Below are 24,419 nucleotides of genomic sequence, written 5' to 3'. Positions count from 1 at the left end.
TTCAATATGAGTGCCATGAATTGAATAATATCTCAATCATTGGCCCTGGAATAAGTTTTTGATTTTAGATCTCAATTGAAGGGAAGGATTCGGCAAACCCTTTCTAATCCATACTTCCTTGCTTAAGTAATTGTAAATATGGCGATAAGATCAAAAGCTTGTGTGACAGACTGAACACAGGTTTCAAGCTTTTCGTGATGTATGGTTGGGAAAATGTTTGGTAGATTAATTTAACGGTGCGTTGAACCAATAGATTCTCTGATAAGACATACTTAGGACTTGTATTGTTTTGATACGCCAATTATTATCATTTCAATAAAATGGACAACTTTCAAGAACAAGAAGATCACCAAAAAAGGCCAAGGCTAAAGACCTTATCGACCAGTTTACCTTTTTTGTTTTCCATCGGAGCTTTGATCTTCCTTATATCATTTTTGATTTCTTCATTTCCACTGGGAACAAACCCCTTAAATACTGACGGAATTGAGAGAGTTTATTTCGCTGATAACATTGGTGTCGGTCACGCCGAAATTATTAGACAGTTTAATGAATTGCACGAAGGCGAGATTGAAGTAATCGCAATTGATTTGCCCTTTTCAAAATTTAACACCAATCAGAGAAAAGAACTGATAGCCAGGAACTTACGCAGCCGAAGCAGTAGGATTGATGTCTTTTCAGTCGATCTGATCTGGGTTCCTCGATTTACCAAATGGGCCGAACCACTTGCCCCATACTTTGCACCACAGCTCCTAAAAAAGCTGGTGCCTCAACCGCTTAAAACCTGCTATGTAAATGACATTTTATACGCCATTCCTCTTTACACAGATATTGGAGCTTTATACTACCGAAAGGATTTGATACTGGCCCTGCCAGATGGAGCAGAAATCGTAGAGCGTATCAGGCATTCCATTTCCTGGGAAGAGATGCTGGAACTGAGGGCTCTATATTTTCCAGGGAAACCCATGTTCGTCCCCCAGGCAGTAGCCTATGAAGGATTAATCTGCAATTTTAATGAAATTCTGGGATTGTCCTTGCAGAATGAAATGACTGGCAAACTCCTGGATCTGAGAGATTCTGTGGTCGTTGAGCGTACTCGATTTATGCGAGAGATGTTCAGAACCAACTTCGCCCCTCATGAAGCCCTGGCAATGACTGAAGACGATTGTATTCGTTTCGCTCTGGCAAATGACATTCCCTTTGTAAGAGGATGGCCTACAGTCAACAATGAGGGCTATCAACGTTTTGATCCAGAATTATTCAAAAAACTGGAGATAGCACCTGTCCCTCATTTCCAGGGAGGAAAATCCACACCCGTCTTTGGTGGTTGGAATATGATGCTCTCCAAACATTCACCTGTCAAGGATGCCTCAATCGAATTCATGAAATTTGCGGCATCAAAGGAGGGCCAGGAAATTTTCTATGAAAGTGAAGGTCTGCTCCCTATACAGCGGGAGTTTTATAGCCGACTCGAATCGGGACCTCGCCAGGAAAGATTGCAACTCATTCAGAAAATGATGCAGAAAGGTCTTCATCGACCTATGCTTGATCAGTATACACTCATTTCTGATATTCTCTCAACCAGGCTGCACCAAATATTGTCTGGAGAAATCGGTGTTGAAGCTGGTTTGACAATAGCACAAGAGGAAATCGAAGAGGTTCTGGAAAGAGGAAGCCCATTTTGAAACTTCCGCAAAGATTTGAGAGCTATCATTTTGAGATTCAACACATCCTCGTGTTGTTTATCGTGGTTGTTGTTTTCCAGACGGCCCTCTCCTTCATCAACAGTCAGTCTACGCATCAGATTTTCCAACAGGCCATGGAATATTATCGACGAGATTCGGCAGAACGAGTTGCTGATCTCACCACGACTGCCCTTGAACTTCTCATCGAGCATGGTCGAACTGGTAATTCAATAAATGGAGAAAATAGACAAAGCACTATTCAATCTTTTGATAAGCTGTTAAGTCAGCAGATGCTCCAAAGGAATATTGATGAGGTTTATCTCCTGGTAAGTCAGGGTGGGGAGGTGGCTGCCCTGAGAGAAGGAGCGGAAATATATGACCTCTATCTTGATCCAGATTCCAGCCTGATGATTGAGAATCAACCTGCTGCTGAGAATGCCATTCTGTACTACCATGAGCATTTCCACTCTTTGCTGACTGATGAACAAATAGTCAGTTCCCTGGAAGGCAACAATACCTTCCATGTGCTGGTACCCTTTTATGACAAGGGGGAGATTGCCGGCGCTGCTTATATGCGTGTAACGCCTGACGTAGCAGGATTTCTATCCCTCATCGAATCGGCCTACAATCAAAGTGGCGTCTTGTTTACAGGTCTCATTCTTGTGGGATTCCTGGCTATGTTTTTCATATACTCCTATACAGCGCAAGAACGGGATGAAGTACAGCATCAACTGTTTGATCAACGGTCAAAGCAACTTCGGGAACAAGTGGAACACCAGAAAGAATCCCTGTTTACAAAACGTATTTACCACACCCATCACAAGGCAGAAAAAGTGATGGGGTTTATCAAAGAAGATCTCAGGAGTTTACGGGATCAAAACCTGGATGAAACCCGAAATCGCGTCACCAAATATGCAAACTTTGTGTCCCGGGTCATTTATGATATGAAAACCTATGATCCACCCCTTCATGTCATTCGAAATCCAATATTTCAGACCAATATTAATGAGGTTATTCAGTTTGTTGTGGAAAACATATTTCAGCGGGTATATAAGGTTAGCGAGAGCAATGCAGTCAGCGTAGAGCTTGATTTTGCTGATGATATACCCATCTTGCACGTCAATGAGTATGTGGTTTGGGAGATTATTGAGCCCCTGATCCAGAATGCCATTGAGCACAATGTAGATCATAATCTCACCCTGGAAATTAAAACCCGTTTCGACCGTCATCTAAACCAACTTATTGTCGATATATGCGATAATGGGAAAGGTTTATCACCAGAATTGCTAACAGCTGACGAAACAGGTCGAAAGGCTATTTTCAAGGAATCAATAAGTACTAAAGATGGGAGTCAGAATTCTGGATATGGCTGTTATCTGGCCTGGGAAATTAGTCGTAGATGTGATTGGGTAATAGATGCGCGCAATAGAGAAGAGGGAGGTGCCTGCTTTACTCTGCAGGCCCCAGTAGGATAAATTATGGAACATGATCAAATAAAAGTGCTCTTAATTGAAGATGAAGAGTTTGATGTTCGCCGAATAAAAAACACCATCGCCCCACATCGGGAAAGAATTTGTATTCAAGATATTGTTTCAACAGGTGAAGATGCTATCCAGACCCTTGAACAAAAGGGACCCTATGATGTTGCTATTCTGGATTATCAGATATCAGGCGGTTTGTATGGTGAAAGACTCATCAAACGACTGAAAAAGGTCGATCCAAGCATTCAGATTATTGTCATCACCAAGATGACCATCAACCAGACTGACTTGCATTTTGCCAATCAATTGATTGAAAGTGGTGCCTACTGGTTCGGAACTAAATATCCTTCCGATATTGAGGATTTTATCTATCAGCCTACTGACTTCATCCTGACCATCATGAATGCGGCTGAGAAAAAGCAGCTTGAGAATGAGCGCATGCAATCCCAGAGTCGTCTGGATAAAAAAATTGCCAGAATAGTCCAGGAACGGCCCATGCTTGGAGAATCCGAAAGTATTCTAGCCGTGAGAGAACGCATTGCCAAGTATGCTGCGACCCACGCCAATGTACTGGTCATTGGTGAGTCAGGGACCGGAAAGGAGTTGATAGCAAGAAACATCCATTATCAGAGCAGTCGCCGCTATGAAAATTTTGTCACGGTAAACTGTGCTGCCATACCAGATGAACTTATTGAAAGTGAGCTCTTTGGATTTATAAAAGGAGCCTTTACTGGAGCCAAAGAAGATAAATTAGGCTTATTTGAGCAGGCCAACAATGGAACCATATTTCTGGATGAAATTTCTGAGTTACCCTATCTGGCCCAGGCCAAATTATTGCGCGTCCTCGAAACAGGAGAGATGGATAAAATTGGTAGGAAAAAGAGTCATAATGTTGATGTGCGAGTGATTGCAGCCACCAATAAAAATCTTAAGGATCTGATGAAGAAGAATCTATTTCGTGAAGATCTTTATTATCGTTTGAACATCCTCAATATTCAGGCACCTTCACTAAAAGAGCGCAAAGAAGATGTTCGCACGCTTGTGGATTATTTTGTGGGTCACCATTGCACGGACTTAAGCATTGTTCTGCCAACTATTACCGATGATGCCTGGAGTTTACTTGAACAATTTCATTGGCCAGGAAATGTTCGTCAGCTGAAAAATGTGACCCAGAGACTTGTGATCTTAAGCAGTGATACCATCACCCGGGAGGTCGTTGAACTTGCCATGGATGTTCAGGCACAGGATTCGGTAGTTGGATTGGCAAATCCAGTCTTTTCAATAGAGAATATCATGCCTCTCAAGGATGTTGAACAAAATTTCAGGAAACAGTATTTTGAGTTTGTCCGTTTGCACAGTCGCACCGATACAGAGGCAGCGGGTAAGCTCGGATTAGCGCCCCCAAATTTTCACCGGATGTGCAAAGAACTCGGCTTGAAATAAAACCTTCCCCAGTATTATCATTATAATAACATTATTATTCCTATAATAACCAAAATCCACGCCGAATAAGGATACCTCACTCCCTCACCATAATTATTTCAGTTAATATTTTCGTTTTTAATAACTGGAGATTCATTTGTAAACCCCTGTTATACAAACAACTTCACATCAAATAAGAGCCCTTCATTTTTTTCAATTTTCAGGTCTGGCTAGCTGGGATGGGAAGGAATCGGCATGACTGGTCTAGTATTTGACTAATAAATAAGTAAGTAATGAAAATTATTGATCAAATTATCAAATGTTCTACAGGTCATGCATGAGCGGACTTGATTTCGCTGTCATCATTCTGTACTTCCTCCTGGTTATTGGAATAGGGATATATTTTTCCCGAAGAACGAATGATAGCACGGAATATTTCCTCGCTGGAAGAAATGTCGGCTGGATTGCCATTGGTGCTTCCCTTTTCGCTTCGAACATATCAAGTGAACATTTTATTGGTTTAGCTGGAACCGGTTCAAGCAGTGGATTGGCTGTTGGGCATTTTGAGTGGCTGGCCGCTTTTATGGTCCTGTTTCTGGGATGGATTTTTGTCCCGTTCTATTTGAAATCAGGTGTTTTTACCATGCCTGAGTTCCTGGAAAGACGTTATGGCAAGGCCAGTCGCATGTATCTTACTTCTGTTTCCATAATTGCCTATGTCATTACCAAAATCTCAGTGACCCTGTTTGCTGGTGGATTGTTGTTAAACAAAATTTTGGGTTGGGACATGATGACCTCAGCCATCGTGCTGATCATCGTGACTGGAATTTATACCATAGCTGGTGGATTAAGCGCTGTCATCTACACCGAGCTGGTTCAGGCTGTTATCCTGATTGGTGGAGCAATCGCCCTGACATTACTCGGCTTAAACGAGGTAGGTGGCTTTACTGGCCTGCAAGCCAAACTGCCACCAGAATACTTTGAGATGTTTAAAGCCTTTGATCATCCGGATTTTCCATGGACTGGAATCATATTCGGGGCTCCTATTCTGGGAGTCTGGTATTGGTGTACTGATCAATTCATTGTCCAGCGAGTCCTCAGTGCAAAAAATATAAATCATGCACGATCAGGAGCCATTCTTGCAGGCTTCCTTAAAATTTTACCAGTATTCATTCTGGTACTTCCTGGACTGATTGCTGCTGCTCTTTTTGGCACCACAGGGGATGAGGCCTATCCTACTCTGGTCACCAGTTATTTGCTGCCTTCAGGGGTCAAGGGTATTGTCATTGCCAGTTTGCTGGCAGCCTTGATGTCATCACTGGCCAGTGTCTTTAATAGTACCTCAACTTTATTCACCATTGATTTTTATAAAAATTTTAGACCTGACTCCTCTGAAGTAGAGCTGGTCCTGGTGGGTCGATTGGCCACCACAGTGATGGTTGTACTAGGTGTTCTGTCAGTTCCACTCATTACCATGTTGAGTGGTCAGTTATTTGTTTATCTGCAAAGTGTCCAGGCCTATATCAGTCCACCCATTGCTGCAGTATTTATACTGGGCATCTTCTGGAGTCGCGCTAATTCACAAGGTGCCATATCCGCTTTGGGAGTTGGTGCTGTTTTGGGAGCCTTGCGCTTTATTCTCGAAATTATGGTTAAATCCGGCACTTCTCTGGGGAGCTTTGATTGGTTCGCCACAATGAATTTTTTACACTTTGCCATATTCCTGTTCCTGGTATCCGTTGGTGTGGTCGTGACGGTGAGCTTGTTTACTGAAGCACCGAACAAACGTCAGATATCAGGTCTCACCATGGCCACTGCATCTGAGATGCAGACTGATCTCAGTCGTAGAATGGATGTTCAGGACGCCAAGTGGAATAGAAATAATATTGTCGCATCAATAGTGTTAGTCGTTGCCATTCTTGCCCTTTGGATAAGATTTGCATAATATATGAAGATACAACAACACAAGGAGGTTACACAATGAAGACAGTGTTACGTTTTAGCATGGTTCTTATGCTCCTCATGGTTGTGGGTCATGCACAGGTCATCAATAATTTTGATGTTGCTGCCGCTGACACCAACTATTGGGAATGGTTTGATCCAGTGACAGAGGGTGGGTCAGCTGATAATCCCGCTGCTCACTATGCTATTAGCACCAACGCCGATCCAGCTCTTGGCTGGATTGAAACCAGCTACGTTACCGACAACGTTTTGGAAGGTACCGCAGCAATGAGAGTAGACTATAGCATTCATAATTCTGAAGGTTGGGGAGGATACACAAAAATCCAGCATCGTTATCCAGATACCCTGAGTACAGGAGTTTATGATTGGTCTTTATATGATAGTCTCACTTTCTCTTACTATAATATCGTTCCCCAGGATTCTCTGGGTCGGGTTCACCTGAGACTTAATCTTCTCGATTATGGTGATATCACTGACTCCAGTTATAGTGATCTGGGCGAATTCTGGTATTCATTCAGTTATATCCTGGATGATGCACCAGGCTGGCACACCATAAACATGCTGCTTGAAGGTACTGATTCATGGGACAATGCCGGTTTTACCCACACAGGTTGGTCAGGTTCTCCTGGAAACCTCCAGTTGGATAAAGATCGCATCAAAGGCTATGCTCTTGAGTTCTCAGTTAGTGGTAGTGGAGTTGGTGATGTGGTTACTGGTTCCGTGATTTTTGATGATTTCAGACTGACTGGTTCACAAAACAAACTGACCAACGGTGGCTTTGAATCTGCTGATGAACAGGACGACCATTTTGGTTGGGGTGTTGCACACGCCGGTGATGGCGCTGCACATGCACGCATTGTCTCTGACGCTGGAATTGCTCGCACAGGCGAGAAGTTTGCTGAACTGGGTACTGAGAATGGTGCTGCATGGGCCGTTTTCTATTCAGAAGACTCTATTCCCGCTTCTCAGGGTGAAACCTGGGAATTGGGTGGTTACATCAAAAATATCTCTGAAACTCCTGGTGAAGGTGCTTTCGGTGGATATAAGATTGAAGCCAAAGATGGTGGTGGCACCATTCTCAATTCAACTGGTGATGTCTTATTTGAGACAACTACAGATTATGAGATGTACACTACAACAATGGTAATGCCAGAAGGAACAGTTCAAGTGAGTGCTGTATTAGTAGCTACTCGCTGGGATGGTTCCAATGTTAATTATGCCTTTGATGATCTGTATTTCATGAATATGGGTAACATTGATACTACAGCTCCACCACCACCAGCTAATGTCAGTGCCTTACCTGGTACCAACTACAATCTGGTAACCTGGGAAGATGTTCCTGGTGAAGAAGGTGAAACGTATACCGTCTACGCCAGCATGTCTCCAATCACTGATCTTGAAGATCCTGCCGTAGATGTTCTTAAAGCAGGCCATCTTGAAGGTGCACCAAGTGTCGTTCATTACCTGTATACAGCGACTGACGATGCAGCTGTTGATTATTACTATGCTGTAACCTGTACAGATGCCTCTGCAAACACAAGCGAGCCAGGTTTATCACCAAGTTCATACTCCAACACAGCTCTTGGAATCCCAACTATTTCATTGGATGCACCAGCAAACTTTGTTGCTGATGGTTTTCTGGATGAATGGGCAGATGTTACTCCTTTCTTTATTGGAGATCCTAACTCATGGGGTATTTCAGCTATCTGGGGTGCTGTAGACAACAATGATGATGCATCAGCAAACCTCTATATTGCCATGGATGATGATTTCATGTATATAGCCGGAGAAGTGACAGACAATGTCTATAATGGCTATGTAGGTGAAGGCAACTGGTGGGATATGGATGCCTTTGAGCTCTTCTTTGGCCTGTATGACCAGTCAGGTCCAAGACACAATGCCATGTATCGCGGAGACAAACCAGACTACAAATTGGTTTTCAGTGATCAGACCCTGGTTCGTGACGTTGATGGTCAGCTGACCATGTCAGTTACAGGCGATGGAAACTACTATTTTGAAGGTTTCAATCCTGATTATGTCTTCGAAGCTAAGGTTTCCTTAGACTCCCTGGCAACAGCCAGTGGCTTCACTGATGCACGCTATACTCCCGTTGAAGGCGATCGTATAATTATGGAACCTGTTATCCATGATAATGACGGTAGTGCCTGGGAAGGCAACGTCATGAGCTCACCAACCAATACTGATAACGCCTGGCAGACAACTGCTGTATGGTCATATTCATTTATTGGTGCAGGTGGTACTGCAATCGATGATGTCGAGACACCTGCTACATATGGATTGAGCAAAAACTATCCTAATCCTTTCAACCCAAGTACAATCATCAATTATGAAATCGGCCAATCCGAACTTGTAAAATTGACTGTATATAATGTTTTGGGTCAGGAAGTAATGGTTCTGGTGAACGATGTTCAGCAGGCTGGCGCTCATGAGATTCAATTCCAGGCTGGAGCACTCGCTTCAGGTATTTATATGTACCGCCTGGAAGCTGGTAACTATACTAGCACGCACAAAATGATCTTAATGAAATAAGATTGTTGTTGATATAGAGTTATAAACTGTGGGGGGAAGGGACAAAAAAAGTCCTTTCCCCCTTCACTTAGCAAAGTGGTATATGATGATGAAATTTGACTTAGGTAAACTCCATCGCAGAATATTGACAATCACTGGATTGTCACTCCTACTTGTTGGCGGCCTCCAGGCTCAAACAACGGGAAAAATTGCCGGAACCATTATTGATGATGTGACTGGTGAATCGCTCCCCGGCGCCAACGTCATATTGCTGGACACCCAAATGGGTGCAGCTGCAGATATTGAAGGAAGATATTACATCCTCAATATCAGCCCAGGGCACTATGATCTGCGGGTGGATATGATTGGTTATGCCCCTGTTATCGTTGAGGGTATTGCGGTTTCAATAAACAGAACCGTACCAGTCGATGTGAGAATGAAGACTGCAACTATTACCGGTGAAGTTGTTGTGGTTGAAGTTGCACGCATGGCCATGAAAAAGGATCAGACAGGTACCATCAAGAATATTTCATCAGAGCAGTTGGACATTTTACCGGTTGAAAGTCTGGGAGCAGTTGTAAATATGCAGGCCGGTGTGGTAGATGGTCACTTCAGAGGTGGCCGTTCAACAGAAGTTTCATACCTCATTGATGGTATCCCCGTTGATGAGAGTTTTGGCGGTGGTTCAGCCTCGGTTGAGATTGAGCCAGAATCCATCAGTGATCTGGAAGTTATTACAGGCACATTTAACGCTGAATACGGCCGCGCCATGAGTGGTGTGGTTAACGCGGTTACCAAAGACGGCGGCAAAGAATTTCATGGCTCATTCTATACTGGAATGGCCAATTATATGACGGGGAACAATCATATATTTAAGGGCATTGATTCCATTTACGCAAACCAGAACGAAGACTACAAATTTCAACTGAGCGGTCCTGTACTTGGTGATAAGATCACCTTTTTCGTAAATACACGTTATCAAAACAATCGCAATCACCTCAATGGCATCTCACGTTACAGTGTAGATGACTACAGTGATTATACGCCGGACACCAGCGCCAATTGGATCACCCAGGCTACAGGGGATAGTGTCCTGGTACCAATGAATGGTTCATTGAATCGGTCCTTTCTCGGGAAATTGGTTTTTAAGCTCAATGGTGGTATCAAGTTTTCACTCATGCACTCCATCAATAATGATCGCTGGGATGGCTACGATCATGGGTCACGTTATAATCCTCATGGGATGGCCAGCAGCTACCGTCAATCCAATTTCTCAGTATTTCAACTGAATCACCTACTTACCAACAGCCTTTTCTATGAGTTAAAGTTGTCCTCTACAGACACCTATAATGGCAACTATTTATATAAAGATCCATTGAGCGACAAGTATGTAAATGATGTCTATTCAAATAGTTATGGTGTTGGGGTTAACACGGGTGGTCAAAACAAGGACCATAGTGAGCGCTGGATGGTTGACAATGGTATCAAATTAGACATGACCTGGCAGATTAACTCCCATCACAATATCAAGACAGGTCTCAATTTTGTTCAGCATGAACTCACCAATCAATGGTATAGCATCCGCAACGTTCATGAAGGTACAGAATTAGCAACCATGCTGTATGAACCAATTATTTATGGTGACAATTCTGTTTACGCTGATGTCTATACGGTGAAACCATCTGATTTTGCCGGATATATTCAAGACAAAATGGAATATGATGAGATGGTCATCAATTATGGTTTTCGATACGATTGGTTTGACCCGGCCACAACCTATCCAAGTGATCTGCGCAATCCAGCCAATCAACTAAATTTTGAGAATGATAGCACGCGTATTTCTACCTACCCAGAGACACCCACAACCTCTCAATTCAGTCCAAGAATAGGTCTTGCCTATCAATTGGGTAGTGCAGCCATACTGCACTTTAGCTATGGTCACTTTTTCCAGCTGCCACCCATGTATGCCATGTATCAAAATGGATCTTTCCTGGTGGCACCAAGTGATTATGCCACTACCACAGGAAATTCAAATCTTGAAGCTGAAAAAACAGTAGCCTATGAAATCGGTCTGTGGCAGGAAGTTGGACCTGGTATGGGCTTGGAAGTATCTCTCTTCTACAAGGACATCTACAACTTGTTAAGTACAAAGATAATAAGCACATATAATCAAATAGAATATGGTCAGTACACCAACAAGGATTACGGCAATGTTCGTGGTCTGGAAGTCAAGTTTGATGTCTTTAAGAATCCAATCAACATCTGGTTGAACTATACGCTTCAGTATACCCGTGGAAACGCTGATTCTCCACAGCAGGCATTTGATCGGGCTGGTTCCAGTCAGGATCCAGTAAACAAATTTATTCCCATGAGCTGGGATCAACGCCATACTCTCAACGGAACCCTTGGCTATGTTGGACCAAACTATGGACTATCTATTACTGGATATTTCAATTCTGGAGCTCCTTATACCTTCTCCCCACAAGGTGAAAGTATTCTGGCTCGTGTAAATCTTTACCCCAATAACGATTACCGTCCCATTCGTTATCACGCCGATCTGACAGCCTATTATAGAATGTCACTCCTGAGAGGAATGGATCTCAAATTTGACCTGTCAATTTATAATCTGTTCGATCGTTTAAATGAAAATTGGGTGAATGGCGAAACAGGACGTGCCTATACTGCCATTGTCACTGATGCTGATCTGTCTAATTTTAAAGAAGACTTTTTCGAGTATAGTGAACTTTACCAAGACCCTTCAGCCTTTAGTGCCCCCCGCCAGATCAAACTTGGCGTTGGCCTCACCTTTTAGGAGGATGTAATGAGAATTCGTCCATATCTCCTGTTACTATTAATTGCTTCCCTTGCTCTGGGAACCAGTACGCTCCTGGCCCAGGGTCGCCCTTATGTTGGACCGATTGATCCAGCCGGGGATCCTGAATTTGAACGGGAAGGCTACATGACCGGTAATCGGGTCCTGATGTACTTCCAGAATACCACTGAACTTTCAGCCTGGCAGAAACCCAATGTTTCTCGTTGGCCAAATAACTCAACTGGTTCAAAAATGGTTGATGGAATCGGGCTGCTTCTCGGTGCAAAAGTATATATCGAAGATACTGATGCAGCTATAGACACCGTTCCCTTGACAGATTGGGCTCAAGTGGTCACCAAAGACCATCACACCCTTTATTATCTCCAAACCAGTTATCGCGAGGAAATGGATAGAAACCTTCTAGGTGATGTGGAGTGGGGTCTATATCCTGTGGAAGGATATTCCAACTTAACCAGTGAATATCCTGCCATGAGTCATCTCGAAGAATCCTGGCCGACTGCTGGCTGGCCCTCAGTTGGACTCAACACAAAATGGCCTGGTGAATGGAATGGCCGTTTTGGTCGTGGTGTAATCTATGCTGACATGGAAGCCTATTTTGTGGTCAATGATGCACAGGACCAGGAATACCTGGGGCTGGAAGATCAGGTGAAATATTTTCCCAGACCTGGCAAAGTGATTCAGAGTACAGCAACTCAGCAACCTGGTGCTCCCTGGGGCGGATTAGGTTTGCGAGTTGCCCAGCGGGGATTCCAGTGGAATAACCCTCAGGCTCGTGATGCTATTTTTTGGGAATACACCATTGCCAATACCTCAGACTATGACCTGCTGGAAGTGGCTTTCGGTTACTGGGTTGACAATGCCATCGGCCACAGTGCTGTCGGTGCATCTGATGGTGATGATGAGAAAGGTTATTTCGATGATGAACTGGATATGTCCTATTCCTGGGATGTGAGTGGTCGTGGCGTCGGAAATGTCAAGACCGGTACCATGGGTTTTGCCTATTTGGAAAGTCCTGGCGTTCCCAATGATTTCATTGACAACGATGACGATGGTCTCTTGAATGAAGAACGAGATAATGTTCCTGGTTCTATTATCGGTCCATATGATGGTATTGATGATCTTACAAAATTCTTGGATTTTTATAATTTGGCAGAATCAGATCTTCGTGATCACTGGGATGCTGATGAAGATCAGGATTGGGAAGATGGATTTGATGCCAATGGTGATGGCATCTACCAGCTAACCGAATATTTTGGAGATGATGTTGGACTGGATGGGGTAGGACCTGGTGAATTAAACTATTACGGTCCAGATTTGGGTGAATGTGACCATATGCCTTCATTCATGGAAGGTGAAGGTTGCGAACCAAACTTTAACTTTACCGATGTCTCTGAATCTGACATGGTGGGGTTAACTGCTTTTCAGATGTTCCCAGTACCCAGCCACTCCATATCAAACACCACAACCTGGTTTAAGAATGACCAGGCCATGTGGAACCTCATTGCGTCTGATACTCTGGAGGAATACACTACCAATACATCAAACTTAATTGAAGTGTTTGCTTCTGGTCCATTTCCCTTACAACAGGGATTAACTGAGCGCATATCAATGAGTGAGTTGCATTCCTTTGATGATCTTGATGGACTGAATGATGTGGATCACAGGGCACCTGCATTATATGAACTCAAGAAAATTGTTCAGGTAATCTATGAAAAAGATTACCGCTTCGCCCAGCCACCAAAAATGCCAACCCTTACAGCCACGCCGTCTGATGGCCGAGTCATCCTGACCTGGGATGATATCGCAGATACGCGTACACGTGATCCTTTTGTGGGTAATGCCAATGATTTTGAAGGATATAAAATATATCGTTCTACAGATAAATTCCTCGCTGATCCAGAAATTATCACAGATGGTTTTGGTCAGCCCACCTTTAAAACATCTATTTTCCAATGTGATTTGAAAGACGGAAAACAGGGCTTTACAGATTTCGGTCTTTTGAACGGAACTGCCTACTACCTTGGATCTGAAACAGGATTATCACACCGATATATAGATAATAGTGTGCAGAATGGTCGTACTTACTACTATGCTGTTGTGGCATATGACTATGGTGCACCTGATATTGGTCCTGGAATTTCTCCCTCTGAGAATAATGCAGTCATTGAATTGGATGAAGCAGAAGAAGTGCGCTCATACGGTAAGAATGTTGCCATTATAACGCCAAGACAAACTGCAGCGGGATTCGTTCAGCCAGATCTTACTGTTGAAGAACCTGACAATTTGTTTGGCACGGGCTCGGTTACCCCACAAATCCTGTCCAATACATCACTCAAGGAGAATCATACCTACATTGTTACTTTTGAAATAGATACGATAAAACAGCTGAGTAGCTATGAGCATGGGATCTTTTATTCTACCAGCGGTTTCTCCGTCCTGGATGAAACCGATAGTAGCAGGTTGGTGTATAGTGAAAATGTAGATCACTTCTCCGGTAAAAATATCCGCAGTATCGAGGGAGATTCTCTCCTGGTCGGGCAAGGATATTCAGACTTCGTGACCATCAATCCTGATGGGGTAACCACAGATGTATTTGACGGCCTGCAGCTTGAAATTGATCCAGGCGTACTGGAACCTGAGTATAGCTATTCTCGTTCAGGCTGGCTCACTGGAAATGGTCTGATAAACATTATTCCTTCCGTACTTGAATCTCGGTTATTAGCATGGGATTATGATATCATCTTTACCAATGATGACTCTGCCTATGTGGGTATTGCCCGTGGAGGTACTGTACGAGATGTTGATGGAACCTCAGGCCTGGATGTCCTCTGGCAGGAGCCCTTTAGCTTTTATGTCCTCAATACAAGTTTTGTTGATAGCAATAATTCCCATGAAAAATTTGACATGGTTGCTATCGATCTTAATGACGATGGTGAATTCAACATCTTTGATGATAAGATCCTTGTTGGTGTTCAGGATCGCGATCGCTGGAAGGCCACCGCTTTTGAGATCAACTTCAAGTTTGTGACAGCGAATACATTCCCTGAACCAGATGATGTTTATCAAATCAAATTTGATAGGCCCTTCTGGGAAACAGATTCCCTGCGGTTCACGGTAAATAGCACTGAAGCTCTTGATCTGGTTAGTCTTGCCACCAAGATGGACAGTATTCAGGTTGTACCTAATCCATATATTGTAACAAATATGATGGAGACGGCAGTCGCCAACCCATTTCTAAACCAACGCAGAAAATTAATGTTCACTCATATCCCCGCTGAGTGTGTTATCAATATTTTCACAGTGAGTGGAACCCTTGTGGATCGCATTGAAGTCGACAACGCAGATCCGGAGAACGGGATTGTTCACTGGGATATGTTAACCAGGGAGGGGCTGGAAATTGCAGCCGGTATGTATCTCTATCACATTGAAGCAACGGGCCCTGATGCCCACGAAACCAGAACCGGCAAATTTGCCGTTATCAAATAAGGAGGCTTGAAATGAAACGTACCGCAATCTTTCTGGCCATTATCCTTATCACTGTATCTACAGGTTTTGGTGAACAAATTAACCGTTATGGTTCCACAGCTGCCAGTTTCCTGGAAATAGGAATGGGCAGTGCACCGTCAGCCATGGGTGAAGCTTATGTCGCCGTCACCGGTGACTTGAGTTCTGTATATTGGAATCCAGCCAGCGTTGCCTACCTGGATCGGAGTTCCTTCTCCCTTATGTACCAGCCCTGGTTGGTAGACATTAATACTATATTCGCCAGTGGTGCAGTTGTCATGCCAGGTGTCGGAACACTTGCAATATCCCTGACCCAGGTTGGTTACGGTGAAATGCAGGTGACCAATCTGGCTAACCAGGATGGAACCGGTGAATTTTTTACAGCTAATGATTTCGCAGTGGGCCTCTCTTATGCCAGGAAAATAGCCAATTGGTTCTCCTTTGGTGCTACGGCTAAAATGATCAATTCCCAGATCTGGCATGAGAGTGCCTCTGCGTTTGCCATCGACCTTGGTGTGATAGTCAAAACCATGTTCTTTTCACCAAGTGGTGAGAAGGGGAGTGGTCTTGATATTGGTATGAGTATTTCCAATTATGGTAGTCGCATGCAATATGATGGTATCGACCTTGTCCAGCCCATTGACATTTCCCCCGATGAGACCGGCAACTATGGAGATGTAATTGGTCAGTATAGAACCCAGGCCTGGGAGCTCCCCTTGATGTTCAGAATTGGACTGTCTTACAAACCTATTCAGAACCGTTTCAGCTCCTTAACCCTGGCTGTTGATGCTCTCCATCCCAACAACAATTCCGAATCAATCAACATGGGTGCAGAATATGCCCTCAAGATATCCAATGCCGGTAAATTTTATCTCCGGGGTGGCTATAAGGCTCTCTATATGGATGAGACTGAATTTGGATTGACCGCCGGTGGAGGGATTGAACTCTTTGCCATGGGGAATCGGTCCGTAAAAGTTGATTACGCTTTTAAAGAAGCAGGAATCATGGGGAGGACTCACGCTTATACACTTGGCCTGACCTTCTAACACATGAATTGTCCATCAATGAAAGCCACCCTGATTGCAACTATTGGGGTGGCTTTATTGCTTTTAGTAAGCTGCGAATCAGAAACTCCTCCAGTAGGTGAAATCCTGGCAAAAGTGGGTGATCGTGTTATTACAAATCAGGACTTCATGCGCCGCTCAGAATACACCATTCGTCCCGATTACTGTAGCGGTACCAATTATATCCATCGCAAGATCATATTGAACAGTCTCATCTCCGAAAAACTACTGGCTCTGGAATACCCGGACTCGCCCATCAAGGCTGATGCCGATTTTAGAGCGTATATGGATGGTCGCAAAGAACAGACCATGAGACAGTGGCTCTATAAAGAACAGGCCTTTAGCAAGGTTGAGATTGATACTACAGAGTTGAAACTTGCCAATCGTCTGGCCAGCAGAACCTATACAATTCAATTTGTGAGTTTACCAGATTCTAATACTGCTAACTCCTGGAATACAGCCACCGCTGATGGTTATGATTTTGAGACACTTTCCAAGACATTGGCTGGTTCAGATAGCATCCCTGAAAGGACTCTGACCTGGTTTGACAGGGAAGATCAAAATATCAGGTCCGCCATTTTTAATGCCCATCATCAAAAGGGTGCTGTGATCGGACCCTTTGCCCTGGAAGATCAAAGTTATATCGCCATCAAGTTAAAAAGCTGGGTGGATAGACCCGCTGTGACTGAAGCAGCCAAAATGCAACAATGGGAGGATGTACATACCCGTCTCGTTGAAAGTGCTGCAGATGGCATCTACAAACGTTATGTTGGCGCTATCATGGCAGAGAAAGAAATGAATCTCAATCGAGAAGTATTCAAATCTTATTCCACAAGAACTGCAGAACTGTATTTAAGATCCCCTGAAGAAAAAAAGAAAATGCTCAATCGAGCAGTGTGGAATGCCGAGGAACAGGTATTTACCGAATCCCTTAACGATCTTCCTGGTGGCATTCCAGGTGATGCCGTTTTATTTGATGTAAGTGGGGATATTTGGACTGTAGACAGGTTTGAAGCCTACCTGAAAAAGCATCCTCTGGTCTTCAGAAATAAGAAAATGTCCCACAGAGAATTCCCTGAGCAGTTGAAATTTGCCATGGCTGACATGGTACGGGACTACTATCTCGCACAGAAGGCTTATGATCTTGGTTATGATCGAGTTCCGAACGTGGTCCAAGCCTCACAGATGTGGGAAGATCACTATGTGAGTCGCCAGAGCCGTAATGATTATCTTAGATCCGTTATGGGCGGTCTATCTGACTCATTGGTGCTCAGTGAAATTGAAATTCTGGAAACCTATATGAATCCTTATATAGATTCACTTCAAAACAAGTATTCAGATGTTATTCGCATCGACACGGATATGTTCGAGGATATAGAGTTGAGTAACATCCCCATGGTGGTGAGTAACCGCAATGTGCCCTTCCCACTCAGTGTACCGGCTTTTCCGCGGCTCACAACGGATAATAAATTGAATTATGGTAGGAAAATGGAGGACTAGCTATGTTTCGACACCACACAAAATATTTACTTCTCCTGCTTACCTCATTCATTGTAATGAGTAGCGGTCATGCACAATTCTACAGTGGGGCTGAGTTAAGAACCCACGAGTATTTTCAATACGGACGTTTTGAAACGCGTCTGAAATCCCCACAGGGGGAAGGCTTCCTGGCCAGCTTTTTTACTTATAATGATTCCTTCCCGGAAACGGATTGGTGTGAAATCGATTTTGAAGTTTTGGGTCGCTGGGCTGATAATGTTGATGTGAATGTCATCGATGAACGAGGCTCACATCTGAGACAACACCCTATAAATTTTAATCCACACATAGGCTTTCACAATTACGCATTTGAATGGACCCCTGACTATGTCGCCTGGTTTATTGATGGTGAGGAGTTCTATCGACAGACTGGGGAGCATATCTCAACACTTTCCCAATCCGCCAAGCTCATGATGAATATCTGGACGCCTTCCTATACAGATTGGGTTGGATTTATTGATCCCAGCACCATGCCCAGGTACGCCTATTACGATTGGGTATCCTGCGCAGACTATACACCAGGAACGGGTAGTGTGGGTACCGATTCTAATTTCTCCCCACTTTGGACTGATAATTTTGACGCCTACACCGATTCATTATGGGAAAAAAGTGATAACCATACCTGGAATGGGAACAATTCAGTTCTCATGGATGAAAATATTGTTTATCAAGATGGCTATATGATACTTTGCCTTACCCGGCCAGGGTACGAGGGCTACAATGATACGAATGCCCCGTCTATTTTGTGGGCCAGGGCTCATAACTCAGATTCAGTTATCGTTAGATTTAATAAAGAATTGGATGTAGAGCACACCAGTCAATCCACAATCTTTTCCATACCCAATTACCCCATTAGTTCGGTTGTTTTAAATGAAGACCAACGGACCGTTGAGTTGAGTCTTGAGGGATTGGATATTAGTTCTTCAGCGACTGTATATGCCCAGAATGTTCTGGATCAATCCGTCAATGGCAACTCACAGGCCGTTACCTTTTCATCCATCATCATGCCGACTCCCCTGGAACTGCCCATCAATATTGATTGCGCTGGACCTGGTGCAAATGGATTCCTGCCTGACCAATGGTGGTCCACAGAGGTGGAATATGGTCATGATGGAGGTAATTATCAGACTGCACATAATTACCCCGATCTTGAAGGCACCGACCTGGATTCGGTCATGGCAACCTCACTCAATCGATACTCTCGCTATCATGTTCGACTTTCACCTGGAGTCTTTGATATTCAGCTCCATTTTGCCGAACACTATTATACAGGCGCAGGGCAGCGGGTATTCGAGCTATTTGTGGAAGATTCCCTGGTTGTAGCTGAGTTGGATGTCTATGCAGAATCTGGGAATAATGGTATCCATACTGTCACACTCACTGGCTGGGAAATAACTGATGGAACCCTGGATATCGTGGGTGCAGCCACCATCTATGGTGAATCCTATGCCTATGCAGGTCCACTATTGAATGCCATTCAAATTGATGGCAGCTATTGGGTTGGGATGGATATGCCAGCGCACCCTCAACAATATGAATTGACAAAAATTTTCCCCAATCCATTTAATGATACAACCCGTCTGGAATTTTCAATACCCGAAACGGCTGAGGTCAAAATTTCACTATATGATTTGAGAGGGGCTGAAGTAAAAACCTTAGCTTCTCAAATGTATACGCCAGGGGATTATCAAATCCTCCTGCAGAGCAGTGATCTTGCCAGTGGCGTTTATTTCGTTCGATTTTCAACCGACAATTTCCAACAAAACAGAAAAATATTATTGCTGAAATGAGAGCCTTATGTCCATAAGAATTGTCCCTAAAATCCGATTTTTTACCACAGGTTTATTGCTGCTACTCTCAGTGACAAGCTATGCAAAACTGTACCGGGGGGCAGAGTACAGGACCTTTGAAAGTTTTTTGTACGGTCGCTTTGAAGTTAGAATGCAGTCAGCGGCAGGTCATGGCGTTGTGAGCTCCTTTTTCACTTATAGAGACTATCATGCAGAAGGACTAAGCGGAACACAGCATTGGAACGAAATTGACCTGGAATGGATGGGCAAACTCAACAATAAAGTATCGACCAATGTCATTATACAGAACGAATGGGGAAGTGCGTCTGAAGTGTTTCTCAGCGTAAATCCCCATCTGGATTTTAACACCTATGCCTTTGAATGGACACCAGATGCTATTCGTTGGTATGAAGGTGATCGACTCATACGTACTGTGTCCGGCGAGCGAGCAGATTCGGTGTATCATGCTCAGAAAATTATGATGAATATCTGGCAACCTTCAAACACAACCTGGGCAGGGTCATTTAATCCCGATATCTTGCCAGTTTATGCATTTTACGACTGGGTATCCTATTCTGCCTATGATCCAGGCAATGGATCCGTAGGGACCAATAATGATTTTACCCCACTTTGGGTGGATGACTTTGATTATTGGGACACATCGCGCTGGCAGAAAGCGACCCATACCTGGGATGGGAATAACGTCGATTTCACACCTGCCAACGCTGTATTTAATGGTGGATTTTTGGTATTATGCATGACCACTCCAACCAATACAGGATATGATGGACCTGCCTTATCAGTAGATGAGGATCGGAGTGCCAGTCCCACAGATTTCTACCTGTCGCCGGCCTACCCAAATCCTTTCAATGGGGAAGTTCAACTCTCCCTGGAAACACCAGCATCCATTGATTTAACAGTATCCATATATGATACTTTAGGCAATTTAATGCACCAATCTTTGTTGAATGGGAATGATCGTAGTCGTCAGATAATTCGTTGGGATGGGCGGGATCAGGCTGGTGTATCACTGGCAAGTGGGACCTATATAATTCAGGTAAGTTCGGAGAGTCAGCAGGGCAGTCAGAAAGTTATCCTGCTAAAATAATATTTTTGGATGATCAAAGGTTTATGCGCACTCTAAAGAAAAATTTATTGCTATTGATAATGGTGTTGAGCTCTGTATCTCTTGAGGCTTTTATCCATGCCGAAGGTCGCAATATTGTAGATGCAGAGGGGATTCCTGCCCTCATGCGAGGCATGGGGCTGGGCGGCTGGCTGGTTCCAGAGGGATATATGCTGCATACCATTTCCCAATCTCCAACAACCATTAGAAATGATATTATCGATGTGGTAGGGGAGGCAGGGGCTGATCAATTTTATGCAGCCTACCACGAGAACTATGTGACCCGAGAGGATATAGCTGAGTTGGCTGAATGGGGATTCGATCATATTCGCATGCCCTTTCACTATAATATGTTCTCACCAGCACGTGGCGTATGGAGCGATTGGGGCTTTGAAGTTACTGATTCCTTGATCGCCTGGTGTGCTGATGTTGGGATATATGTGGTATTGGATATGCACTGTGCACCTGGAGGACAGAACCATGGTCCTATTAGCGACAGCGATGGTACGGCTCGTCTCTGGCTCGCAGATTCCAATAAGTCCCATACTATTGAAATCTGGGAAGCCATTGCCCAACGCTATGTTGATGAACCCTGGGTAGGTGGGTACGACTTACTCAATGAACCTGTACTCCCCGAAGGTGTAACTGCCCAGGATCTTCGTTCCCTGTACTCAAGCATTCGCAATGTCATAAGAGCTGTGGACAACAACCATATTCTTTTTATCGAAGGCAATTGGTATGCAACGGATTTTACGGGGCTAACTCCTCCATTTGATATCAACATGTCCTATAGTTTTCACAAATACTGGAGCACCAATGACCAGGGCTCGATCCAGAGCTATCTCAATTTAAGAGGTCAGAATAATGTGCCTCTGTGGATGAGTGAAACTGGTGAAAACTCAAATACCTGGTTTTATGATGCTGTTCAATTGTTCGAAGAACACGATATTGGGTGGTGTTGGTGGACAACCAAGAAAGTAGACACCATTACAAGTCCCTACTCAGCTTCGCGACCGGCAAACTGGGACTTATTGAGAAATTATTGGCAGGGAACAGGACCCAAACCCAGTTCACTCACCTCTCTGACAATTCTCATGGAGTTGGCTGATAACCTCAAAACAGAGAATTGTCGCTTTAGCCCTGGGGTGGTAGCCTCCTGGTTCAGCCCTGAGTTTAGTTCTCAGAATCTACCCTTCACGGATCACAGCATTCCCGGGTCCATCCTAACTGCCGATTACGACATCGGTGCTCAAGGGGTAGCATATTTAGATGATGTGTATGAAACCGTCCATTGGGATGATTACACTGCCTGGAATAATGGTCACCAGTACCGAAATGATGGCGTTGATCTGCAAATTGAGGCTTCTGGAATCCCAAATGTGGGATGGGCCACCCAAGGTGAATGGATGAAATACACCTTTACTGCCGAATATGGCGGGATATATGATTTGAGCATAGAAGTTGCCAGCACATCCTACTCTGGAAAACTCCGATTATTCCTGGATGGTGAAGTCTTAATTACGATTGAAGATACTCCAGTCACAGGAAGTTGGACAACCTATACACCCCTGCTCATCGAAGGACTGGATATTCCCATTGGTGAGCATGAATTAAAACTACAAATATTGGAATCAGGTCCCAACTTGAGAGCCATGGTTTTTACCCTTGATTCAGCATATACTTTTCCTGAAGTACCGACTGCCTTCACGCTGGGACAAAATTTTCCAAATCCGTTCAATGGTGCCACGACTATCCCTGTGACGACCCAAACCGAAACGCCATTGAAATTGGAGATATTAGATGTAAGGGGACGCACGGTAAAGACCTTTGAAATCGGCGAGGATAGTGACCCATATCTTTTCTGGAATGGTACAAATATTGATGGACAGTTCGTTCCAGCAGGTGTATATCTCTATCGCGCTGCAGTAGGTGACAACCAGCAAGTCAGGAAAATGATTTATCTTCCATGATCAAGGTTTGTTGTGAGTTACCAATGTGAGGTCAATGGTTTTTTAAATTGTAGCAAATGGATGTTAAGATTACAGCGTCTCATGCTTTGAAAACTAATTCGATTTAATCTGAAGGAATTTGGTATCTAGATGATTGTAAAGCACAAGCGGACAACCCCTTACATCGCAATCGCGTCAGTATTAATTGTGATACTTATGTTTGTTCCTTTTCCACAGGGAACCTCGCTCAAAGCTGTGGTTACCGCTTCCACTCAATTCCAGGTCATATCCAATGGAAATGGCTCCTACTCCACATTTCATAATGATTTATGGCGGAATCGTACGCTCGATTCCAGGAGTTTGGTGCCAGATCGGGGAGGACTTGTCCTTTATAAGGCAAATCCCGGTTTATCTCAGGGGTTTGTGGCTGCAGGGGATACCCTGGCCTGGATTTACTCATCAACACTTGCTGACAAAATTGTAAGTCTTGAAGGAAATATCAATACGCTCAAAGCCTCTCTTGAATTTGAACGCTCCGGCAGCAAAGCAACTGAAATTGAAGAAGCCAGACTCCAGCTGACATATGCTGAAACACGTCTGGAAGAACAGCAAAAAATCCTGGAGCGTACAAAAAGCCTCCTGGATGGGAAGATTATACCTCAACAAGAATATGACCTTGAAGTGCGCCGGGAAAAACTGGATGCCATCCGGGTTTCCATCGCTGAAGCCAATCTTGGATCTGCCCTGAGTGGTGCCCAATCCAGGAAATTAGATGTCTATCGTGCGCAGATTGCCGATGAAGAAAAAAAATTAGCGCTGGCTCGGGATGTGCTGATGGAGATGACATTTGTGAGTCCACTTTCTGGAAAATTATCTTTCCCACTATCCCCGGATACCCTCATGAGCATTGATCAAGTTGATACCCTGGTAGCCATGTTGCCAATCCAGGGGGGATCCCATAGCACGGTTGAATGGACATCTCAATTGACCCTGATTGGTCCTGATTTCAAACAGATCGTGCGACCTGAACAAATGCAGGTTGATGACCACATCTTAAGGGTTGGCAGTAACCAATTAATTCTGGTGCGTATTCGAATTGACAATGCTGAAGGTTTGTTGGTACCAGGTCAATTGCTGGAAGCTTCCGTAAAGTTTTACTCAAAGAGTGTTTTCCAAATGTTAAAAGACTTGTTTTAGGATTCATACATGCCTGGTCGTCAAGAAGACAAATATCTCATCCCCATGTACTCAATGGATGAAATCCGTAAAGCCATACTTCCCTATGTGATTGCTGATAACCATCGAGCCTTGCAGGAATCCAACATTTACGAAATTAGATCTATTTATTTTGACTCGTTTGAGCTCAAGGATTACTACGAGAAGCATGCTGGACTTCAGATGCGTAAGAAACTGCGCGTGCGTGGCTATAACCAAGTGAGCCAGGAGAGTGAAGTTTTTCTCGAGATAAAATGGAAAAATAACACCTTTATTTCCAAAGATAGAACACCAGTTAAGTATACTGATGTTGCCAACCTCCT

14 protein-coding genes are annotated in these 24,419 nt (G+C 43.9%); all 14 read left to right on the top strand.

Features of this window, described 5'->3' with window-relative positions:
- Positions 1-413: 413 nt before the first annotated feature.
- Entirely contained in the window at positions 414-1,682 is a 1,269-nt protein-coding gene (locus ISR87_06370; GenBank protein ID MBL7025066.1) for an extracellular solute-binding protein, read from the top strand.
- Positions 1,679-3,157: an ATP-binding protein gene (locus ISR87_06365; GenBank protein ID MBL7025065.1), complete on the top strand. Its 1,479-nt coding sequence runs from the start codon at positions 1,679-1,681 to the stop codon at positions 3,155-3,157. Before ISR87_06370 ends, ISR87_06365 begins: the two co-directional genes overlap by 4 nt.
- A gap of 3 nt (positions 3,158-3,160) precedes the next feature.
- The gene (locus ISR87_06360) at positions 3,161-4,606 is read left to right on the top strand and encodes a sigma-54-dependent Fis family transcriptional regulator (protein MBL7025064.1); all 1,446 of its coding nucleotides are present in this window, start codon (positions 3,161-3,163) and stop codon (positions 4,604-4,606) included.
- A gap of 316 nt (positions 4,607-4,922) precedes the next feature.
- A complete protein-coding gene (locus tag ISR87_06355) occupies positions 4,923-6,530 on the top strand; it encodes a sodium/solute symporter (GenBank protein ID MBL7025063.1) in 1,608 nt (535 codons plus the stop codon).
- 35 nt (positions 6,531-6,565) lie between these two features.
- The gene (locus tag ISR87_06350) at positions 6,566-9,097 is read left to right on the top strand and encodes a T9SS type A sorting domain-containing protein (protein ID MBL7025062.1); all 2,532 of its coding nucleotides are present in this window, start codon (positions 6,566-6,568) and stop codon (positions 9,095-9,097) included.
- 88 nt (positions 9,098-9,185) lie between these two features.
- Positions 9,186-11,888: a TonB-dependent receptor gene (locus tag ISR87_06345; GenBank protein ID MBL7025061.1), complete on the top strand. Its 2,703-nt coding sequence runs from the start codon at positions 9,186-9,188 to the stop codon at positions 11,886-11,888.
- Positions 11,889-11,897: 9 nt separating this feature from the next.
- Positions 11,898-15,395: a hypothetical protein gene (locus ISR87_06340; GenBank protein ID MBL7025060.1), complete on the top strand. Its 3,498-nt coding sequence runs from the start codon at positions 11,898-11,900 to the stop codon at positions 15,393-15,395.
- A gap of 11 nt (positions 15,396-15,406) precedes the next feature.
- Positions 15,407-16,459 (top strand): PorV/PorQ family protein, encoded by a 1,053-nt coding sequence (locus tag ISR87_06335; GenBank protein MBL7025059.1) that lies wholly within the window; start codon positions 15,407-15,409, stop codon positions 16,457-16,459.
- An 18-nt stretch (positions 16,460-16,477) separates the two neighbouring features.
- On the top strand, positions 16,478-17,977 hold the full coding sequence (locus tag ISR87_06330) for a hypothetical protein (GenBank protein MBL7025058.1): 1,500 nt from the start codon (positions 16,478-16,480) through the stop codon (positions 17,975-17,977).
- A 2-nt stretch (positions 17,978-17,979) separates the two neighbouring features.
- Positions 17,980-19,806 carry a family 16 glycosylhydrolase gene (locus tag ISR87_06325; protein MBL7025057.1) on the top strand — a complete coding sequence of 609 codons (1,827 nt, stop codon included), beginning with the start codon at positions 17,980-17,982 and terminating at the stop codon, positions 19,804-19,806.
- Between the two features lie 7 nt (positions 19,807-19,813).
- Positions 19,814-20,914, top strand: coding sequence for a family 16 glycosylhydrolase (locus tag ISR87_06320; GenBank protein MBL7025056.1), 1,101 nt, complete (start codon positions 19,814-19,816; stop codon positions 20,912-20,914).
- Between the two features lie 23 nt (positions 20,915-20,937).
- The gene (locus ISR87_06315) at positions 20,938-22,902 is read left to right on the top strand and encodes a cellulase family glycosylhydrolase (protein ID MBL7025055.1); all 1,965 of its coding nucleotides are present in this window, start codon (positions 20,938-20,940) and stop codon (positions 22,900-22,902) included.
- A gap of 129 nt (positions 22,903-23,031) precedes the next feature.
- The gene (locus ISR87_06310; protein ID MBL7025054.1) at positions 23,032-24,078 is read left to right on the top strand and encodes a hypothetical protein; all 1,047 of its coding nucleotides are present in this window, start codon (positions 23,032-23,034) and stop codon (positions 24,076-24,078) included.
- A gap of 9 nt (positions 24,079-24,087) precedes the next feature.
- A partial coding sequence (locus ISR87_06305; GenBank protein ID MBL7025053.1) for a VTC domain-containing protein occupies positions 24,088-24,419 on the top strand: 332 nt, incomplete at its 3' end.

Source organism: Candidatus Neomarinimicrobiota bacterium, from assembly GCA_016784545.1.
Lineage (GTDB): Bacteria > Fidelibacterota > UBA8477 > UBA8477 > JABMPR01 > JABMPR01.
The sequence above is the reverse complement of the archived record's forward strand: the minus strand, read 5'-3'. Positions and strand labels throughout refer to the sequence as shown.